We start from the raw sequence: 18,776 nt of genomic DNA on the forward strand, positions 1-18,776 counted from the left end.
TCAAATACAATTGCGTTACTTCATTGCATGTCTGCGGCTAAATGTTGCTTCCTTTTCATCCTGTAATTTAGAATTTTTGATTCTTATCTGACCTCCTATGAATTTAACCGAACTCAAGAAAAAACCGATTGGCGAACTCATCAAAATTGCTGAATTTATGGGCCTCGAAGGAATGGCTCGTAACCGTAAGCAAGACATTATTTTTGCCATCTTAAAGCGCCATGCGATGAATGGCGAAGAGATCTTTGGGGATGGCGTTTTGGAAATTCTGTCAGATGGCTTCGGCTTCTTACGCTCTGCAGCGGGTTCTTACCTTGCAGGCCCAGATGACATTTATGTTAGCCCATCTCAAATTCGTCGTTTCAATCTACGTACTGGTGACACCATTACGGGAACCATTCGCCCACCCAAAGAAGGCGAACGTTATTTTGCACTGTTAAAAGTGAACCAAATTAACTACGACACGCCAGAAAACTCACGTAACAAAATCTTGTTTGAAAACTTAACACCACTTTTCCCAACTGAGCAATTGGTGATGGAACTTGGTAACGGGACGACAGAAGATTTAACTGCACGTGTAGTTGACTTGGTTGCACCTATCGGTAAAGGCCAACGTTCAATTATCGTAGCGCCGCCAAAAGCGGGTAAAACCATGTTGTTACAAAACATCGCTCAGTCGATTGTGCGTAACAACCCTGAGTGCTTCCTGATCGTTCTTCTCATTGACGAACGCCCTGAAGAAGTGACCGAAATGGAACGTACTGTTCGTGGTGAAGTCATTGCGTCAACGTTTGATGAATCTCCTGCTCGTCACGTTCAAGTGGCTGAAATGGTGATTGAAAAAGCAAAACGTTTGGTTGAGCACAAGAAAGACGTTGTGATTCTTCTAGACTCCATTACCCGTTTAGCTCGTGCTTACAATACAGTTGTTCCTTCATCTGGTAAGGTTTTAACTGGTGGTGTGGATGCACATGCGCTGGAACGCCCTAAGCGTTTCTTCGGTGCAGCACGTAATATTGAAGAAGGTGGCTCACTAACCATCATTTCTACAGCCCTGATTGAAACTGGCAGTAAAATGGATGAAGTGATCTACGAAGAATTTAAAGGTACAGGTAACCAAGAAATTACACTGGATCGCCGTATTGCGGAAAAACGTGTCTTCCCTGCGATGAATATCAAAAAGTCTGGCACCCGTCGCGAAGAGCGCTTAATGTCTGAAGACAATCTACGTAAAGTCTGGATTTTACGTAAGTTACTTCACACCCAAGATGAACTTGCAGCAATGGAATTCCTACTTGATCGCATGAAAGAAACCAAAACCAACGATGATTTCTTTGATCAAATGAAGCGTAAAGCGACCAGCTAATCCGACCTGCTTTACCTAAAAAGGCTGTCTTAACGACAGCCTTTTTATTTGGTTGACTTAGCTTACACAAAGCAACATTTCATCCGACTCTCTGTAAACTTATTTGCAAGTTTTTGATAAACAAAAATTTGAAATAAAAAACCTTCATCTTTTTAAATGTTTATTTGGCACTTCTCCAATACAAACCTCATCATTGATTGTTATTTTCTGTTAAAAAAGCCCTGTTTTTAGACCTTTTTTATCAATTTTTTCATCCCAGCTAGTAGCAATTCAAAATGCGCAGTGATAGCATATTTGCAGACCAGTTAGGCTGCTCCTGCATTGTTAGTCCCTAGCAAAATTAGGAACAATAAAAGCACACAACAGACTAACGTCGGTTTTTTTTAATCTCATATTTTAGAGAGTGATGCCATGTTATTCAAAAAAATCGCTATTGCTGCTGCAGTTGCTACTACTTTAGCTTTCGTTGGCTGTGCTAAGAAAGAAGAAGCTCCTGCTGCTGAAGCTGCATCTGAAGTTGCTGCTGCATCTGAAGCTGTTGAAGCTGCATCTGAAGTTGCTGTAGACGCTGCTGCTGCTGCTTCTGAAGCTACTGTTGCTGCTTCTGAAGCTACTGCTGCTGCTTCTGAAGTTGTTGAAGCTGCTGCTTCTGAAGCTGCTCACTAATCTTTTAGATTAGTTAGTAAAAAAAGAGAGCCTATGGCTCTCTTTTTTTATGCTCAAAATTTATCAAAAACAGAGCTCTGCTAGTTGGCAAGAATTAAATCAGCCAAACAATCAGAAAAATTCTAAGCAAAAAAAGCAGATCAATCGATCTGCTCATTTCCCACACGCTGGCGGAATTTCTGCCCTGCGCGGAAGGTCACTACACGGCGTGCAGAAATCGGAATTTCTTCACCCGTTTTCGGGTTACGACCTGGACGTTGACGTTTATCACGCAACTCGAAGTTACCGAAACCAGAAAGTTTAACTTGCTCACCAGAGATTAGCGCTTGGCTAATCTCATCAAAGAACAACTCGACCATTTGCTTAGCTTCACGACGGTTTAAACTCGTGAGCTCACTTAGATGGTCAGCCATTTCCGCTTTTGTTAATGCTGTCATGAAGCCCTCAATGTCGCCTGATAAGTGTTTTCCAACACTTGTAAAATATGATCCATACCGGATTTAATTTCAGCATCTTCAAGCGTACGTGATGGGTGTTGCCAAAGAAGTGCAAATGCCAATGAGCGCTTACCGTCTTCAACGCCTTGCCCAGTGTACACATCGAACAACCAAGTCGAGTCTAAAAGCTCACCACCTGTTTTTTCGATAAGTTGCTGAATTTCACTTACATTTATCTTATCACTAATTAAAAGCGCAATATCACGTCTAACCGACGGAAAACGTGATAATTCTGTAAAATTAGATACATAAGTTTGCAAAACAGCCGATTGATCAAGTTCAGCCACCCAAGTTGTACTCAAATCCAGTGCATCTTCTAAAGATGGATGTAATCGACCAAAGTAACCAATAGATTGACCATTGACTAAAATCTCAGCAGACTGTCCTGGATGCAACCAGCTACGCTCAGAACGAACATAATCTACTTGCACACGACCCGCCGCCAATACTTCTTCAATTTCACCTTTGAAATCAAAGAAATCCATAGCTTGAGGTTTAGCATGCCAAGTTTCTGAAGTTTTTGCACCTGTTGCAATCACTGCAAGGGTAGGAATTTGTTTCAAATCATGAATAGATTCAGCATCTTGATAATCAAACCGTAAACCCAACTCAAAGAAACGCACCCGCTGTTGCTGACGATTGACATTGTATTGCACACACGGAATCAAACTCGACAGCAAAGTTGAACGCATCACGGCCAAATCACTTGAAATCGGGTTAGCCAAAGCCAAAGGATTCACAGCCGCATTGAGTTGCTTTTCAAGTTTCAAATCTGCAAAGCTAAAACTAATCGCTTCTTGGTAGCCGAGCGTCACTAAAGTTTGACGCAATTGAATCATTTCAAATTGGTCTTGATATTGAGCCAATTGCGCTTCAATTTTTGGCAAACTGATTTGAATATTGTCATAACCATGAATACGCGCAACTTCTTCAATCAGGTCTTGGTAGATTGCCATATCATAACGGTGTGAAGGCGGTACGACAGACCACTGACCTTCTGCTTTAACCGTCACAGCACAACCTAAACGGGTTAATGCATCTGCAATAAATGCACCTTCAACCGAATAACCCAACAATTGATCGACTTGAGCTTGTTGTAACTCAATCGCTTCACGCTTTGGCAAAACAGTCGCTTGTTCCGCAGTCGTAATTGGACCGAACTCCCCCCCCGCCAAGTCTGCAATCAATTGTGATGCACGGTGCATCGCGAGCATTGGCAGTTCAAAATCCACGCCACGCTCATAACGCTGCGACGCATCGGTATGCAAACCAAAGCTACGGGCACGACCCGCAATGGCTAATGGTGCAAAGAATGCAGACTCCAAGAAAATGTCTTGAGTGTCATCACCTACAGATGAAGACATGCCACCCATAATGCCTGCAATCGCCAATGCTTTTTCATCATCCGCAATCACCATGACTTTTTCATTCAGCTCCACTTCTTGTTCATTCAGTAGAACCAATTTTTCAGATGCATTCGCTTGGCGAACTTGGACTGAACCTTGAATTTTTGCTGCATCAAAAGCATGGAGCGGTTGACCCAACTCCATCAGTACATAATTGGTAATATCAACCAAAATACTGTGCTGACGAATCCCTGAGCGAACCAAAGCGCGTTCCATCCATTCTGGGGTTGCTGCTTTGGTATTCACGTTTTTAATCACACGACCTAAATAGCGCGGGCAGCCTTCAGTGCTCACCACAACTTTTTTCTCATCAGCAATAGTCGCGGCAACGGCATTAATTTCAGGTGCAGTCACAGTCAGTTGGTTAATTACCCCAATTTCACGGGCAATACCACGAATACTAAAACAGTCACCACGGTTTGGCGTGATGCTGATATCAATGACATGATCATCTAAATTTAAATATTCACGAATATCCACACCGACAGGTGCATCAACGGGCAGCTCTAAAAGGCCATCAATTTTGTCTTCTAGATCAATTTCAGATGCACCACACAACATCCCTTGTGATTCAATGCCACGAAGTTTGCCTTTCTTGATTTTGAAATCGCCTGGAAGCACAGCACCAATGGTTGCCACAGGGGCTTTCATACCAACCCGTACGTTTGGTGCACCACACACTATTTGTAACGGCTCGCCTGAACCAATATTCACAGTGGTCACACGTAAACGGTCTGCATCAGGATGTTGCTCTACCGTCAACACTTCACCAACAACCACGCCAGTGAACGGTTTTGCCGCAGGCGATAAATCATCGACCTCTAAACCCAACATGGTCAGTTGATCAGATAAAGTATTGCTATCAACGGCTGGGTTAACCCATGTACGCAACCAATTTTCGCTAATTTTCATTTTGTTAAAAACCTATAAATCTAAATTTTTGAATCCCCCTCTAACTCCCTCTTTTGGAAAAGAAGGAGAACCCCGAGTCATCACAAACAACTCCTCTCCTTCAAGGAGAGGCTGGGAGAGGTATAAATCTGTTTAAGCAAATTGGCGTAAGAAACGCACATCGTTTTGGTAGAACATACGTAAGTCATTGATGCCATAACGAAGCATCGCAAAACGTTCCACACCTAGACCGAAAGCAAAGCCTTTGTATTTTTCAGGATCAATCCCTGCTGCCTGTAAGACATTTGGATGTACCATGCCACAACCAAGCACTTCTAACCATTTACCACGCTCATCCATAATATCCACTTCAGCGCTTGGCTCTGTGAATGGGAAATAAGATGGACGGAAACGTACTTTTAAGTCTTTTTCAAAGAATTCGTTTAACAGATTGACCAATAAACCTTTCAGTTCTGCAAAGCTAGTATTTTCAGCTACATACAAACCTTCAATTTGATGGAACATTGGCGAATGCGTTTGGTCAGAGTCACAGCGGTATACACGACCTGGGCACACAATACGAATCGGGGGTTGCTGGGTTTCCATGGTACGAATCTGCACACCCGAAGTATGGGTACGTAACAAATGTGTCGCATCAAAATAGAATGTATCGTGCATTGCACGCGCAGGGTGATGCCCTGGAATATTTAAAGCTTCAAAGTTGTGGTAGTCATCTTCAACTTCTGGGCCAGTTTCAATCACAAAACCGGCTTTGGTAAAGAACTGACAAATGCGCTCTTGCACTTGAGTAACAGGGTGAATACTACCAATCGTTTGACCACGACCCGGTAAAGTAATATCCACCGTTTCACTTGCGAGTTTTTGCGCCAACGCCGTTTGTTGTAATTGTGTTTGGCGTTCAGTTAAAGCACCGGTAATCGCTTCGCGAACTGCATGAATTTGCGCACCAAAATTTTTACGCTCTTCAGGGTCCATCTTGCCTAAAGCTTTGGATTGCTCAGCGAGCTGGCTTTTCTTACCCGTAAACTGCACTCGTACTTGATCGAGTGTAGCAAGGTCCTCTGCTGCTGCAATCGCAGCAAGCGCTTCAGTGGTCAGGGCTTCCAGTGACATAGTAACTCTCAAAGCAACAATTTATAAAATTAATAAAACCCCATATTCTATCAGTTTTTAAGCACGTTGATGAAGCTCTACGATCAGGAAAATTTGTTTAGTACATGGTTTTATAAACAGGTTAAGATAGTGTCATCACAGAAGAGAACAACAAACGATGTCGCTTGATCCTATTTGGCAACAACAACTTACTTTAGTTACTTATGGCAATGAATATTTACGCCACAACCTAAGTTTCCAACGTTGGTTAGAACATGCCATTTTTGACCGACATTGCTTTCAGTTTCGTGATCTGAATAGCCAACATTTACTGGCTCAGCATTTTCAGGTCTGGCTTGAAGCCTTAAAAAAACAAGGGGTCAAACAGCTCAGTCTGCATAGTTCAACATTGCTAGCAGACGAAAAGAACCCTAACCCAAATGTTGAACTCCTTGCGACCCCACATATTATTGTGAGCCATCAAGCACAACAAAAAACAGCTTGGATTTTTGGTAAAGAACTGGCTGAATGGTACAGCGCTGAACACGATTTTATAACTCCAAAAACGCAACAAAGCTCAATCCGTAGCGAAAATTTATGGCGTTTTGAACTGAATCACAAGCTCAGCAAACGTATTGAATCGGATTTACAAACGCCGAAATGGGATGAAATCGAAAACTTTACCGAACAAGAACTATTTAGTGCGTCATTTTCACAAGGTTTAGTAGAACCCGAGACAGTAGACTTACCGTACTATGGACAACAAGAGGCCACAGATGAAGCCCACCGTCTCGCTCTTTTACCAACAGACTATACTGCCGATTATGCACATCAAACTCTGTATCGCTTAGATGCGTTATCAGCATTGATCCAGACTAAGATTCAACATCCTTACAATGCAGAAGGCCAAGTGCTCACGCCAGATGAGCAATTGAACCTACGTCATTTTGAGCAAAAGATTGATGATTTAAGTACCAAGTTTATCGTGAAAGTGGCCAATCACTATCAAACCGCGCAGCTCACACCCAAAGACACAACTACACCACTTGATGCTCGCAATCATTCAACACCTAAATTAAGTGCGATAGAGACCAAGCCTCATGAAACACACCACAAATCGGGGAAAACCGGGGTATTTGCTTTAATCATAATTACGATTTTGATCTGTGTAGTTGGCTATTATTTTGGCTTATAAGCTATTAGAGATATATCAAAGCGCTCCTCTCAAAAAGCGCTTTTTTATGGTCTCAATTTCTTCAGGCGGTAATTAGAAGATTGAAGGGCCGGATTTTGATTTGTACCTTATGCTGATTGGCATGTTGATTAATATAATGATTAACCGAAACCACCTCACCCTCTAGCTCCGCATCAGGTCCATACATAATTTTGACTGACTCACCTTTTCTGGGAATCATTTGTAATTCCACCGTGATACTTCCCTGTCCCATCCCAGTAATTTCTGCAAGCATATCCTGCTCCTTTTCTTTTTAATCTTTTTATTTATTAGGCATCGGCCACCTTTGAGATTAAAGCAGATTTATGTAACTAAAGCTTAAAGGTTCACCTTAATCGCTGAGTACGCACTGAGCTTTTTTAATTTAAACGTTATGCTTTTCAACAGCCAACTGATCTAAAAAACGACTCACTTGTTTTGGTGTCTTTAAATGAATCCACTGTATATGTTGATATTCAGGCATCTGCATCATTTTTAAGTATTTCTGTCGGTTTTTAGCATGCGTTTTAATCATCCACCAAATAATCGAATCCCGACCAAACATCCGTAGCAAGCTTTCCCGATTATTCGAGTTTTCCCATAAATCCTGTTGTGCCCATGCCCGCTGAACAGCACGCTTCACAGAACGGTACAGGTTGACTGGAAACGGTAAGTCCAACCAAATGACAGTATCAATTTCCGCCCATTTCACAGGAATGGCACGGGTATAGTTACCATCGATCACATAGCCCTGTATTGCTTTTTGTACTTCTGACTCAATCTTGGCAAAGAACACCTCATCAGGACATTCTTGCCAGTCGTCTAACCAAAACAAATTATCCAACTCGATATAATGCAAATCTAACTTTTCGGCCAAAGCTCTGGAAAATGTAGATTTTCCTGTAGCAGAAGTTCCTACGACATTGATTCTTTTCATTGTACTGGCCTAACGCTGATGCGGTCTTTCTTATCATACCTAATTATGGTTGTATCACAGTCTCACCTTTGACCCATAAAAAAATTTGATTCAAAAAATAATCAGCCATAAAAAAGACCACTAAAAAGCGGTCTTTCTTTAAGTCTTAAAGACTTATGCAGCTAATGCATCTTTAGCTTTAGAAGCTAAAGCAGCGAATGCAACTGCGTCATGCATAGCGATGTCAGCAAGTACGCGACGGTCGATAATCACTTGAGCTTTTTTCAAGCCAGCGATCATACGGCTGTACGATAAACCATTTAGACGAGCACCAGCATTAATACGCGCAATCCATAGAGCACGGAATTGACGTTTTTTCTGACGACGGTCACGGTAAGCGTATTGACCCGCTTTGATTACTGCTTGGAACGCTACGCGATATACGCGTGAACGAGCGCCGTAGTAACCTTTAGCACGAGCAAGAATTTTTTTATGACGGCGATGAGCCTGTACACCACGTTTTACACGAGCCATTTATAATCTCCTTAGATGTATGGGCACATACGACGAACTGAAGCAACGTCACTCACGTGAACCATTACACAGCCGCGTAATTGACGAATACGCTTAGCAGATTTTTTGGTCAAAATGTGGCGTTTGAACGCTTGTTTACGCTTGAAACCGTTAGCAGTAGCTTTAAAACGCTTAGCTGCACCACGGCGAGTTTTCATCTTAGGCATAACAACCTCTTTTGAACACCTGTTCGGAACGTTTGCACCATTGCAAAACGACCTGCAGGTAAGGGAGCGAATATTCTAATCGAACTTTGTCTAAAACAAAAGCAAATAATCAACAATAAAAGCAAGCTTAGTTTATTTCCCGATAAGCTTTAAGCGATGATTTTATAACCGTGGTTTAGTCCAAGTCGTATAATGCCTCATCCATTCCATACTGTACCCTTATGAACGCTACACAGGATGCTTTTGCCGCACTCCGATACCGAGACTTCTCTATTGTTACGCTCAATCAATTTTGTCTGACGCTTGCCATTTTGATTCAGGAAATTATTGTGGCGTATTCTTTGTATAAAATTACCAAAGATCCTCTCACTTTAGGCTTGATTGGTCTGGCAGAAGCAATCCCCTTTATTGCGCTCTCCTTATGGGGCGGTTATTTTGCAGATCGCTTTAATAAGCAAACCATCATGAAAATCTGCTTATTCTTTGCCATTCCTCTACCCTTGGTTTTATGGGGGTTATTTCATGCTTATGGCTTAAAGCACATTGAACTCTCCACCCTGTCATGGGGTGTTTATGCCGTGATCTTTGGCTTAGGAATAATTCGAGGTTTCTATAATCCATCTGCAACATCACTCAAACCCTTTTTAATTCCTCGGGAACTTTATGCCAATGGTGCCACATGGACTACCATTGGTTGGCAAAGCGGGGTGATTATTGGGCCAATGCTGGGTGGATTTATGCTGGCATTTTTAGGCCGTGAAACCAGTTTCATCAGTGTGGCGGTGCTGCTTAGTCTGTGCTTCTTACTCGTCAATCTTTTAAGCAAACGCACTTTTCCTAAAATTGAAACGGAACGTGTACTACAAAGTTTAGGTGAAGGTTTTCGCTTTATTGCTAAAACTAAAATCGTTCTCTGGGCCATCTCACTCGACTTAGTCTCAGTGCTGTTCGGCGGTGTGATCGCTTTACTCCCGATCTTTGCTGAAGATATTTTGAAAATTGGGCCTGAAGGATTGGGCTATTTACGGGCAGCACCTTCGATTGGTGCACTCATCACCATGATTGCGCTGACGCGTTTTCCGCCCACACGACATGCATGGCGCAATATGCTGCTTGCTGTTGCAGGTTTTGGCCTATTCACCTTATTGTTCGCTTACTCAAACTACCTCTGGTTATCTTTGTTTACTCTTGCTATGACGGGTGCATGTTACAGTATTTCAGTGGTAATTCGTCAGACCATTTTACAAATTTATCCTCCTGAGAATATGCGAGGCCGTGTTGCAGCTGTAAATGGCATGTTTGTGTCGAGTAGTAATGAACTGGGAGCATTTGAGTCAGGTCTTGCAGCAAAATATTTAGGCCCTGTGATTGCAACGGTTTTTGGCGGCGGCATGACACTCTTGGTGGTCGCACTGAGTTGGACTAAAACCAAAGACTTATTTGGTGTAGACATCACCCAAGCCGAGCAAAAATAGTTTTAATTTAACAATATAACTTGCGAGTCTTTCTAATTCAGGAAATACTCGCAACAATTATTTAAGTCATGCGCACTGGATGCGTTATAAAAGAAATCGATCATATGAAACCACTCTTCTTGCTCGCATTGTCTACACTGCCCTTTCATCTCAGTCATGCAGCTCAACCACCATTAGAACTCACCATCCAAAAAAGTTCAGCTCAATCGGCGCATTTGACCACGCGTATTCAATGGGTAGATTTTCCCAAACCCCAATATAAAAATAGCGATTTAAATCAAAAAAACCGTGCAGCAATTATTCGTGTGTATGCAGATGAAACAGGTGATGTGACCAAAGCGACAGTCCAAGAAACGACTGGACTCAAAGCTTTAGATGAAAAGCTGGTAAATGCCGTGCTTCAAGCCAAAGTAAAACCGTTTATGGAGGACGACACCGCTTTAGCTGTCATTGGTTATCAAGTTTTTAATTTAAACTTAACCCCAGATGATGCCGAAGCATGTAACTATAGCTTTGACTCGAAAAACTGGCGTGCGCAACAGCAGCAGCAAAAAGTGCCTTTTCAATATCAGGCTCAACCTAAGCTTGCGCTAGATTCAACGCAGTTAAATGATCATGACCGTCAAATTAAATTTAGCTTTAAAGCCGATAAACACGGCAACATCAAGAAGCCTAAAATTATCAAAGGTTCAGGTATCTACGCGCTTGATCAACAGGTTTTACAAGCCGTTGCAAATAGCAAAGTCAGTGTTAAACGCACAGCAAGTACACTGTGGCTCTATAAAAAGTCTAAATTTAAAGATGCGATTGAATTCGATCTAAATGCTTGTCGTTAAAATTTAGCATGACACGAGTTTTCACTCACTCGTGTCATCTCTCTATATAAACTTTAAACCCATTCAGCCAATATAAGCATGTGGCCAGCCGCTCTCAGTACTTGAAAATAATTAGAACTGACTAAACATCCAATACACAAAAAGATAGCGTCCTATTTTCGCAATACTCACCATCACGACAAAACGAACAAAGTTTTCCTTGAGTAGTCCTGCAATGAGGGTAATCGGATCACCAATAACGGGCACCCAACTGAGCAATAAAGACCAAAAACCATATTTTTGATAAATGCCCTGCGCCTGCAACATCTTTTGCTCTGAGACGGGAAACCATTTTTTGTTTTTGTATTGCTCAACTTTCAAGCCGAGCCACCAATTCACACAGCTACCTAAGATATTACCTAGACTGGCAACAGCTACCAACAACCACACTGGATACTGCATCTGAGCCAACAATCCCACCAAGACTACTTCTGACTGTAACGGCAGCAGTGTCGCCGCCCCAAAAGCAGAAAGGAAAAGTAGTCCTAAGGCCCACATCATTTTATGATTTTAAACCCAGCTTTTTCTTGGTTGAGCTATAGGCAAAACTTGACCAGATCAATGCCAGAATCAACAAAGACCAACGTGACCATGAATATTTATCGGCAAGCGGTTCAATTGCAGCACGCAGTACCACCTGATCTTTAGTATTCAGCAGTTCAATGATTTTTTGAATGTGTACCGCTTCAGCTACAAATAGCATCAAACATCCTGCAATCCCCACAATAATACTGAGATAGATTTTAGGATTCGCTTCAATAATGCGGGTTAAATTGAGGAAAAACTCTTTTTTCATTACTACCTACTAACTTTCAATTTTTAAAACCACAAAAATGTTCTGTAAGTATGAGATATTAACATACTGAAGAATTTTTCTTAGAAAGGATAAAGTCCTTTAACACAGCAAACAAAAGATAGGGGTATATCAAGTGGATGAGTGGGATAAATATCAAGAAGAAATGAAATTTAAATATCCTAAAGTTTTTGAGAACGCTTTAAAAATCCAATCTTTGTACCCGGAAACTGATCGTGGCGCTGCATTAATTGTCGCAGCAGTACTTGAGGAGCAATTAACACTAATTTTGTACTCTTTTTTACGAGATTCAAAATCTGCAAAAATACTACTAGATGGATTTAATGCTCCTATAGGTCAATTTTCATCAAAAATTCATCTATGTCACGCATTAGGCTTAATTGAGGATGATGAATATAAGCAACTTGAAGGATTAAGAAAAATTCGCAATAAGTTTGCACATAGTTTCGAAAATATAGATTTTGATACTCAACAAATTAAAGACTTAATTAACGGCAATCTTATTGAACTTCCCCCAAACTCATCAACACGCAAACTATTTCATAACTGGTTTATTAATCTTAACCATGATTTACTCTATCGCTCAAATGAGGTGTTAACAGATAAACGAAATTCTAAAACATATAAATTTAAACATATTAAAAATATAAATTTTGTGGAAGTGGATGGTTTTTAATCACCCACCTTAGACTTTAAACTTTTACTGCCAACGCACGCTGAACTGCAGGACGCGCTTGAATACGCTCCATATACGCCTTCACATTTGGATAGTCATTTATATCAATTTGTTGCCATTCATAACGCAAAATCCATGGGAAAATTGCCATATCCGCTATCGAATACTCTCCAGCTACATAGTTTTGACCAAAAAGCTGATTATCTAGTACAGCATACAAACGCTTGGTTTCATTGACATAGCGTTCAGTCGCATACGCAATACGCTCGGGTGCAAATTTACTGAAGTGATGGTTCTGTCCAAGCATTGGACCAAAACCACCCATTTGCCACATCAACCACTGCTCAACTTCAACACGAGACTGTTCATCGCTTGGATAAAACTGTCCTGTTTTACGCCCTAAGTACTGCAAAATCGCCCCTGACTCAAACACAGAAATGGCTTCACCTTTAGGACCATCTTGATCCACAATCGCAGGGATTTTATTGTTGGGTGAAATGCGTAGAAAGTCGGGTTGAAACTGATCATTTTCTAAAATATTGATGGGAAAGACTTGATACTCCAAACCCATCTCTTCTAATGCAATGCTAATTTTATGTCCGTTGGGTGTTCCCCAATAGTACAAATCGATCATTCTTATTTCCTGAGTTTATTCACTTATTTTGGATACACGATATCATAATTAAACATGACTATTTTTATGTAATTTTATATATTATTTAGCGCTTATTCGAATAAAAAATGACTTAACAACATGAATAAAATCATTGATATTCCAAGCCCAATCGATCTTAAAGATCCGCTACATGCGACACAGTGGGCAAAGGAAGCAAACCTTAAACGACCTTACCGCATCGAGTTCTTCGAACACTATATTTCTCAAATTTTAAATCATCCAAAGCCAGATGTCCGTATTTTAGAATTAGGTTCAGGCCCTGGTTTCTTTGCATATGAGCTCTTAAGTAGACGAGCTAATATTCATTATACAGCCGTCGATTTTTCAGCGGCTATGCATAACTTAGCCAAACAACGCTTAGCTGCTATTCCCCATACATCCGTAGATTTTATCATCGCTGATTTTAAACAGCAGGATTGGTATACAGTTCTGAATGGTCAACGCTTTGACTATGTCGTGATTCATCAAGCTTTACATGAACTTCGCCATAAAGCATATGCTTATGAGTTTCATAAGAGTATTGCACAGCAAGTTATCCAACCCCATGGCTCCTACTTCATGACCGATCACTTGGCCCAACCTGATGGAAATATGAAGAATCTCGAACTGTATATGACCAAAGATGAACACATGCAAAGCTTAAGTAACGCTAACTTTAGGGATATTCAGATTGGACTTGAGATAGACGGCTTATGCACTTTGCAAGCAACTTTATAAGATCATAATCAAATTGGTTAGTAGCCTTCTCTTGATATTGCAATAAAAAAAGCACTGCATAGGCAGTGCTTTTTTAAGATCAATGGATCATTACTTTTTCTTTTTAGGACCAAGCAACATACCCATTTGACGACCTTCCATTTTTGGTGATTGCTCAACAACACCAATTTCAGCCACATCTGCTTCAACTTTTTGAAGTTGAGCCAAACCAAGCTGTTGGTGCGCCATTTCACGACCACGGAAACGAAGAGTAATTTTTACTTTGTTGCCTTCTTCAAGGAACTTAGTGATTGCACGTAGTTTTACGTTGTAATCACCAACATCAGTACCCGGGCGGAGTTTGATTTCTTTCACCTGTACTTGATGCTGTTTTTTCTTCGCTTCTTTCTGCTTTTGCTTTAGATCAAACAAATGCTTGTTGAAGTCCATGATTTTACAAACAGGCGGTTCAGCGTTTGCTACGATCTCAACAAGATCAAGCTCAACACTTTCAGCAGCGCGTAATGCTTCTGCCAAGCTAACAATACCTTTTTGCTCACCATTTTCGTCTACAAGACGGACTTCTTTCGCACGAATTTCATCATTCAAAGCAGGACGGTTTGATTTGTTACCGCCCTGTTGATTACGGTCAGGCTGTTTAATCGCTGTTACTCCACAATGTACCGGCCGCGTTCGGCAACGGCTGCTTTTACTAGGTCAACGAAAGCGTCGATTGACATAGTACCCAAATTTGTTCCAGAGCGGGTACGCACGTTCACTGTACCTTCCTCTACCTCACGGTCCCCAAGTACCAGTAAGTAAGGAATACGCTCTAATGTACGTTCACGAATCTTAAAGCCGATTTTCTCATTTCTCAAGTCTGAAATCGCACGGAGACCGTTTTCTTTAAGTTTAGCGACGACTGACTCACATGCTTCCGCTTGTGAATCGGTAATGTTCATCACACATGCTTGGATTGGTGTTAACCAAGGTGGCATAAAGCCCGCATAGTGTTCGATTAGTATACCAATAAAACGTTCAAAACTGCCAAGTATTGCACGGTGCAACATTACAGGTTGATCACGATCATTGTCTTCAGTGACATATGACGCATCTAAACGTTCTGGCAAATTGAAGTCACATTGGATTGTACCACATTGCCATACACGGCCTAAGCAGTCTTTCAGTGAGAATTCAATTTTCGGACCATAGAATGCGCCTTCACCTGGTTGAAGTTCCCACTCCAAACCAGCAGCATCTAAAGCATCTGCTAAAGATTTTTCAGCCATATCCCAAAGTGCATCATCACCCACACGTTTTTCTGGACGTGTAGACAACTTCATTTGCACGTCTTCGAAACCAAAGTCTTTATACACATCTAAAGTCAGTTGAATGAAGTCAGCCACTTCTTGACCAATTTGCTCTTTTGTACAGAAAATGTGTGCATCATCTTGAGTAAAGCCACGAACACGCATAATGCCGTGCAATGAACCCGATGGTTCGTTACGGTGACACGAACCGAACTCAGCCAAACGAATTGGCAAATCACGGTATGATTTTAAACCTTGGTTGAACACTTGTACGTGACAAGGACAGTTCATCGGCTTAATTGCATAGTTACGGCTTTCTGAATGTGTCGTGAACATACCATCTGCATAGTTTGCAGCATGGCCTGATTTTTCCCAAAGCGTGAAATCAACCACTTGCGGGGTACGAATTTCGAGGTAGCCATTATCTTGCTGAACTTTACGCATGTATTGTTCAAGTACTTGATAAATGGTCCAACCGTTTGGATGCCAGAACACCATACCTGGTGCTTCTTCTTGCATATGGAACAGGTCTAAAGCTTTACCAATTTTACGGTGGTCACGCTTTTCAGCTTCTTCAATACGTTTGATATACGCTGCAAGCTGTTTTTTGTCTGCCCACGCTGTACCATAAATACGTTGTAACTGTTCATTCTTCGCATCGCCGCGCCAATAAGCGCCTGACATTTTAGTCAGCTTGAATGCTTTTAAAAATTTAGTATTTGGCACGTGTGGACCACGGCACATATCCAAATAATCTTGATGGTAGTACAAGCCCATTTCTGTTTCTTCAGGCATGTCTGCAATCAAGCGTAATTTATAATCTTCACCACGCGCTGTGAATTCTGCAATCACCTCATCACGTGGTGTCATTTTTTTGATGACATCATAGTCTTGATCGATGAGCTTTTTCATGCGCTCTTCAATGGCTACCATGTCTTCTGGTGTAAATGGCTTTGCACTAAAAATATCGTAATAAAAGCCATCTTCAATGACAGGACCAATCACCATTTTCGCTTCAGGGAACAATTGCTTAACCGCATGTCCCACTAAGTGAGCGCAAGAGTGACGAATGATTTCGACACCTTCTTCGTCTTTAGGCGTAATAATTTGAAGGCTGGCATCCGTGGTAATCAAATCAGATGCATCGACTAAACGACCATCGACTTTTCCTGCAACTGTATTTTTCGCAAGACCCGGACCGATGCTCAGTGCAACGTCCATCACAGATACAGCTTGATCAAATTGTTTTTGATCGCCATTTGGCAAAGTGATAATTGGCATAAAAAATCCTTAAGGAGTGATGCCCCGTACCATGGAGCATGTCACCGCGAGATTATGATCGAGGTAAAACCTCAAAAGATAAAAACGGTGGATAAATAAAATCAGTCGAATTTTACACGTGTTATCCACAGGATTAAACCTTTTCCCCTAGAAAATTCACGTTTCAGCGCATTTTGAATTCATTTGCCAATCCATCAGCCTCCCTAAAATGAGGGGGATTGATGTTCCGCAATCCTTATCGCTACATTTTATAATGACTCTATCGGTCACTTTGTATTGAACAATGCAGCAACACAAGCATACACACTTTGCTTAAAAAGCAGGCTAAAATCTAACTAAAAGGGTTTATATCTCACAGAATCCATAGATTCAGTTTAGATAAACTAAACAAAGAAATTCAATAAATTCATCTAAAAAGCGCAACTCGACTAAAGCATAAATGCAAGATGGCTGAAAAATGCATATCTTTTAAGCAATGGAAAAAATAATACCAAATTCAGGAGTGATCAACATGGTGAGTGCGTATGATGAGTTACCAAGAACCCCCGCAAACTTTGTAGCTTTGTCACCGCTGCGTTATTTAGAACGAGCTGCTTATATTTACCCTCATCAAGATGCCATCATTCATGGGCACCGCCATATTTCATGGCGTGAAACTTACCTTCGCTGTCGCCAATTTGCCTCACAGTTACAAAAATTGGGAATCACAAAAAACGATACTGTCTCTGTTTTGCTGCCCAATGTCCCTGCAATGATCGAAGCACATTTTGCAGTCCCAATGGCAGGTGCTGTGCTCAACACATTGAACACGCGCTTAGATGCCAAAACCATCGCATTTATGCTTGATCATGCAGAAACCAAAGTCTTATTGGTGGATCCAGAGTTTGCATCGGTTGCACAAGAAGCCTTGGCTTTGGTCGGACGCGATATTTTCGTGATTGATGTAGATGATGCTGAGTACGAAAACTGTTTTGCAGCTCCCATTGGTCAAATCGAGTATGAAGACTGGTTAACCGAAGGCGATGAGAACTTTGAATGGCATTTACCTCAAGATGAATGGGATGCCATCAGCCTTAACTACACCTCTGGCACCACAGGCAACCCAAAAGGCGTGGTTTATCACCACCGTGGCGCTTATATTAATGCGGCCAGTAACATCATTGCTTGCGGCATGACACCACGTGCGACCTACTTGTGGACCTTACCTTTATTCCACTGTAACGGCTGGTGCTTTGCATGGACTATGGCAGCCAATGGTGGCACCAACATCTGTTTACGTAAAATTGACCCTGAACTCATTTTTAAACTCATCACTGAGCACAAAGTCGATTATTTCTGCGGTGCGCCGATTGTGTTATCAATGCTGATCAATACTCCAGAAGAGCAACGGATTCACTTTGAGCATCGCGTTGAAGTGATGGTGGCAGGTGCTGCACCTCCTGCTGCAATTATTGAGGGCATGCGTCATATTGGCATCAATGTCACCCATGTCTACGGTCTCACTGAAACCTATGGTCCTTCTGCGCTTTGTGCCTCTCAAGCAGGTTGGTCTGACTTATCGATTCAAGAACAAGCGCAGCTGCACTCACGCCAAGGTGTACCGTACCCACTGCAAGATGGTATGAAAGTCCTTGATCCAGATACCATGCAACCTGTACCGCATGATGGTCAAACCATGGGCGAAATTATGTTCCGTGGCAACATTGTGATGAAAGGCTACCTCAAAAACCCTGAGGCGACCGCAGAAGCGTTCACTGGTGGTTGGTTTCATACAGGCGATCTTGCAGTCTGCCAACCCGATGGCTATGCCAAAATTACTGATCGCTCAAAAGATGTGATCATTTCTGGAGGCGAGAATATTTCATCACTAGAAGTCGAAGAAATTCTCTATCAACATCCTGCTATTTTAACGGCTGCGGTGGTCGCGAAACCCGATCCTCGCTGGCAAGAAGTGCCCTGTGCATTTATTGAACTCAAAGCTGGGAAAGAAACCACACCTGAGGAAATCATTGAATTCTGTAAGCAACATCTGGCACGTTTTAAAGTACCGAAAGATGTAGTGATTACAGAAATTCCAAAAACGTCGACAGGCAAGTTACAAAAATTTGTTCTACGCGATTGGGCCAAAGAGCGTGCAACGGGCGAGTTTAGCTAAACATTCAGCA

20 protein-coding genes are annotated in these 18,776 nt (G+C 41.7%); 8 read left to right on the forward strand and 12 right to left on the reverse strand.

The annotated features are described in order from the left end of the window. Nucleotides 1-97 precede the first annotated feature (97 nt). Together rho and ACSC9N_RS14020 are read left to right on the forward strand one after the other, a co-directional pair. On the forward strand, nucleotides 98-1,366 hold the full coding sequence (gene rho, locus ACSC9N_RS14015; RefSeq protein ID WP_004692266.1) for a transcription termination factor Rho: 1,269 nt from the start codon (nucleotides 98-100) through the stop codon (nucleotides 1,364-1,366). Nucleotides 1,367-1,777: 411 nt separating this feature from the next. After that, on the forward strand, nucleotides 1,778-2,032 hold the full coding sequence (locus ACSC9N_RS14020) for a hypothetical protein (protein WP_010325948.1): 255 nt from the start codon (nucleotides 1,778-1,780) through the stop codon (nucleotides 2,030-2,032). Nucleotides 2,033-2,172: 140 nt separating this feature from the next. Here the strand turns inward: ACSC9N_RS14020 and ACSC9N_RS14025 are convergent, their stop codons facing one another. The 3 genes from ACSC9N_RS14025 to pheS all read right to left on the reverse strand — a co-directional run bounded on the left by ACSC9N_RS14025 (nucleotide 2,173) and on the right by pheS (nucleotide 5,960). Beyond that, nucleotides 2,173-2,469: an integration host factor subunit alpha gene (locus tag ACSC9N_RS14025; protein WP_004649746.1), complete on the reverse strand. Its 297-nt coding sequence runs from the start codon at nucleotides 2,467-2,469 to the stop codon at nucleotides 2,173-2,175. Next, the gene (gene pheT, locus ACSC9N_RS14030) at nucleotides 2,466-4,847 is read right to left on the reverse strand and encodes a phenylalanine--tRNA ligase subunit beta (protein WP_010325947.1); all 2,382 of its coding nucleotides are present in this window, start codon (nucleotides 4,845-4,847) and stop codon (nucleotides 2,466-2,468) included. Before pheT ends, ACSC9N_RS14025 begins: the two co-directional genes overlap by 4 nt. A 132-nt stretch (nucleotides 4,848-4,979) precedes the next feature. After that, nucleotides 4,980-5,960 (reverse strand): phenylalanine--tRNA ligase subunit alpha, encoded by a 981-nt coding sequence (gene pheS, locus ACSC9N_RS14035; RefSeq protein WP_439036080.1) that lies wholly within the window; start codon nucleotides 5,958-5,960, stop codon nucleotides 4,980-4,982. 157 nt (nucleotides 5,961-6,117) lie between these two features. On the opposite strand from pheS, the gene ACSC9N_RS14040 reads away from it, so the two are divergent. After that, nucleotides 6,118-7,134 (forward strand): hypothetical protein, encoded by a 1,017-nt coding sequence (locus ACSC9N_RS14040; RefSeq protein ID WP_010325946.1) that lies wholly within the window; start codon nucleotides 6,118-6,120, stop codon nucleotides 7,132-7,134. A 61-nt stretch (nucleotides 7,135-7,195) separates the two neighbouring features. On the opposite strand, the gene ACSC9N_RS14045 is transcribed toward ACSC9N_RS14040, so the two are convergent. The 4 genes from ACSC9N_RS14045 to rpmI form a co-directional block, all read right to left on the reverse strand. After that, nucleotides 7,196-7,408: a hypothetical protein gene (locus ACSC9N_RS14045; protein WP_004692273.1), complete on the reverse strand. Its 213-nt coding sequence runs from the start codon at nucleotides 7,406-7,408 to the stop codon at nucleotides 7,196-7,198. Between the two features lie 129 nt (nucleotides 7,409-7,537). Then, on the reverse strand, nucleotides 7,538-8,089 hold the full coding sequence (locus ACSC9N_RS14050; RefSeq protein ID WP_130234914.1) for an adenylate kinase: 552 nt from the start codon (nucleotides 8,087-8,089) through the stop codon (nucleotides 7,538-7,540). A 153-nt stretch (nucleotides 8,090-8,242) separates the two neighbouring features. Continuing rightward, nucleotides 8,243-8,602: a 50S ribosomal protein L20 gene (gene rplT, locus ACSC9N_RS14055; RefSeq protein WP_004692276.1), complete on the reverse strand. Its 360-nt coding sequence runs from the start codon at nucleotides 8,600-8,602 to the stop codon at nucleotides 8,243-8,245. Nucleotides 8,603-8,613: 11 nt separating this feature from the next. After that, the gene (rpmI, locus tag ACSC9N_RS14060; protein WP_004278281.1) at nucleotides 8,614-8,808 is read right to left on the reverse strand and encodes a 50S ribosomal protein L35; all 195 of its coding nucleotides are present in this window, start codon (nucleotides 8,806-8,808) and stop codon (nucleotides 8,614-8,616) included. A gap of 221 nt (nucleotides 8,809-9,029) precedes the next feature. On the opposite strand from rpmI, the gene ACSC9N_RS14065 reads away from it, so the two are divergent. Further along, nucleotides 9,030-10,283, forward strand: coding sequence for an MFS transporter (locus tag ACSC9N_RS14065; RefSeq protein ID WP_130234913.1), 1,254 nt, complete (start codon nucleotides 9,030-9,032; stop codon nucleotides 10,281-10,283). Between the two features lie 104 nt (nucleotides 10,284-10,387). Next, nucleotides 10,388-11,119 (forward strand): energy transducer TonB, encoded by a 732-nt coding sequence (locus ACSC9N_RS14070; RefSeq protein ID WP_010325944.1) that lies wholly within the window; start codon nucleotides 10,388-10,390, stop codon nucleotides 11,117-11,119. Nucleotides 11,120-11,230: 111 nt separating this feature from the next. Here ACSC9N_RS14070 and ACSC9N_RS14075 read toward each other — a convergent pair whose 3' ends face one another. After that, entirely contained in the window at nucleotides 11,231-11,659 is a 429-nt protein-coding gene (locus ACSC9N_RS14075; protein WP_010325943.1) for a YqaA family protein, read from the reverse strand. 1 nt (nucleotide 11,660) lies between these two features. Continuing rightward, complete coding sequence (locus ACSC9N_RS14080) at nucleotides 11,661-11,954, reverse strand: hypothetical protein (protein ID WP_010325942.1); 294 nt, start codon at nucleotides 11,952-11,954, stop codon at nucleotides 11,661-11,663. A gap of 133 nt (nucleotides 11,955-12,087) precedes the next feature. Between ACSC9N_RS14080 and ACSC9N_RS14085 the strand changes: the two genes are divergently transcribed. Continuing rightward, a complete protein-coding gene (locus tag ACSC9N_RS14085; RefSeq protein ID WP_010325941.1) occupies nucleotides 12,088-12,648 on the forward strand; it encodes a hypothetical protein in 561 nt (186 codons plus the stop codon). Nucleotides 12,649-12,664: 16 nt separating this feature from the next. Here the strand turns inward: ACSC9N_RS14085 and ACSC9N_RS14090 are convergent, their stop codons facing one another. Then, nucleotides 12,665-13,282, reverse strand: coding sequence for a glutathione S-transferase family protein (locus ACSC9N_RS14090; protein ID WP_010325940.1), 618 nt, complete (start codon nucleotides 13,280-13,282; stop codon nucleotides 12,665-12,667). Between the two features lie 120 nt (nucleotides 13,283-13,402). Between ACSC9N_RS14090 and ACSC9N_RS14095 the strand changes: the two genes are divergently transcribed. Next, entirely contained in the window at nucleotides 13,403-14,041 is a 639-nt protein-coding gene (locus ACSC9N_RS14095) for a class I SAM-dependent methyltransferase (RefSeq protein WP_010325939.1), read from the forward strand. A gap of 90 nt (nucleotides 14,042-14,131) precedes the next feature. On the opposite strand, the gene infC is transcribed toward ACSC9N_RS14095, so the two are convergent. Continuing rightward, entirely contained in the window at nucleotides 14,132-14,683 is a 552-nt protein-coding gene (gene infC / locus ACSC9N_RS14100; RefSeq protein ID WP_050796974.1) for a translation initiation factor IF-3, read from the reverse strand. Between the two features lie 5 nt (nucleotides 14,684-14,688). Continuing rightward, the gene (gene thrS, locus ACSC9N_RS14105) at nucleotides 14,689-16,611 is read right to left on the reverse strand and encodes a threonine--tRNA ligase (protein ID WP_010325937.1); all 1,923 of its coding nucleotides are present in this window, start codon (nucleotides 16,609-16,611) and stop codon (nucleotides 14,689-14,691) included. A gap of 511 nt (nucleotides 16,612-17,122) precedes the next feature. On the opposite strand from thrS, the gene ACSC9N_RS14110 reads away from it, so the two are divergent. Next, on the forward strand, nucleotides 17,123-18,766 hold the full coding sequence (locus tag ACSC9N_RS14110) for an acyl-CoA synthetase (RefSeq protein WP_010325936.1): 1,644 nt from the start codon (nucleotides 17,123-17,125) through the stop codon (nucleotides 18,764-18,766). Nucleotides 18,767-18,776 lie beyond the last annotated feature (10 nt).

Source organism: Acinetobacter sp. PC34, from assembly GCF_051789135.1.
Taxonomy (GTDB): Bacteria; Pseudomonadota; Gammaproteobacteria; order Pseudomonadales; family Moraxellaceae; genus Acinetobacter; species Acinetobacter johnsonii.

What these genes read in the sequence shown, in the direction of transcription:
- rho (WP_004692266.1), top strand. Translation starts at nt 98, where the DNA reads ATGAATTTAACCGAACTCAAGAAAAAACCGATTGGCGAACTCATCAAA.
- ACSC9N_RS14020 (WP_010325948.1), top strand. Translation starts at nt 1,778, where the DNA reads ATGTTATTCAAAAAAATCGCTATTGCTGCTGCAGTTGCTACTACTTTA.
- ACSC9N_RS14025 (WP_004649746.1), bottom strand. Translation starts at nt 2,469, where the DNA reads ATGACAGCATTAACAAAAGCGGAAATGGCTGACCATCTAAGTGAGCTC.
- pheT (WP_010325947.1), bottom strand. Translation starts at nt 4,847, where the DNA reads ATGAAAATTAGCGAAAATTGGTTGCGTACATGGGTTAACCCAGCCGTT.
- pheS (WP_439036080.1), bottom strand. Translation starts at nt 5,960, where the DNA reads ATGTCACTGGAAGCCCTGACCACTGAAGCGCTTGCTGCGATTGCAGCA.
- ACSC9N_RS14040 (WP_010325946.1), top strand. Translation starts at nt 6,118, where the DNA reads ATGTCGCTTGATCCTATTTGGCAACAACAACTTACTTTAGTTACTTAT.
- ACSC9N_RS14045 (WP_004692273.1), bottom strand. Translation starts at nt 7,408, where the DNA reads ATGCTTGCAGAAATTACTGGGATGGGACAGGGAAGTATCACGGTGGAA.
- ACSC9N_RS14050 (WP_130234914.1), bottom strand. Translation starts at nt 8,089, where the DNA reads ATGAAAAGAATCAATGTCGTAGGAACTTCTGCTACAGGAAAATCTACA.
- rplT (WP_004692276.1), bottom strand. Translation starts at nt 8,602, where the DNA reads ATGGCTCGTGTAAAACGTGGTGTACAGGCTCATCGCCGTCATAAAAAA.
- rpmI (WP_004278281.1), bottom strand. Translation starts at nt 8,808, where the DNA reads ATGCCTAAGATGAAAACTCGCCGTGGTGCAGCTAAGCGTTTTAAAGCT.
- ACSC9N_RS14065 (WP_130234913.1), top strand. Translation starts at nt 9,030, where the DNA reads ATGAACGCTACACAGGATGCTTTTGCCGCACTCCGATACCGAGACTTC.
- ACSC9N_RS14070 (WP_010325944.1), top strand. Translation starts at nt 10,388, where the DNA reads ATGAAACCACTCTTCTTGCTCGCATTGTCTACACTGCCCTTTCATCTC.
- ACSC9N_RS14075 (WP_010325943.1), bottom strand. Translation starts at nt 11,659, where the DNA reads ATGATGTGGGCCTTAGGACTACTTTTCCTTTCTGCTTTTGGGGCGGCG.
- ACSC9N_RS14080 (WP_010325942.1), bottom strand. Translation starts at nt 11,954, where the DNA reads ATGAAAAAAGAGTTTTTCCTCAATTTAACCCGCATTATTGAAGCGAAT.
- ACSC9N_RS14090 (WP_010325940.1), bottom strand. Translation starts at nt 13,282, where the DNA reads ATGATCGATTTGTACTATTGGGGAACACCCAACGGACATAAAATTAGC.
- ACSC9N_RS14095 (WP_010325939.1), top strand. Translation starts at nt 13,403, where the DNA reads ATGAATAAAATCATTGATATTCCAAGCCCAATCGATCTTAAAGATCCG.
- thrS (WP_010325937.1), bottom strand. Translation starts at nt 16,611, where the DNA reads ATGCCAATTATCACTTTGCCAAATGGCGATCAAAAACAATTTGATCAA.
- ACSC9N_RS14110 (WP_010325936.1), top strand. Translation starts at nt 17,123, where the DNA reads ATGGTGAGTGCGTATGATGAGTTACCAAGAACCCCCGCAAACTTTGTA.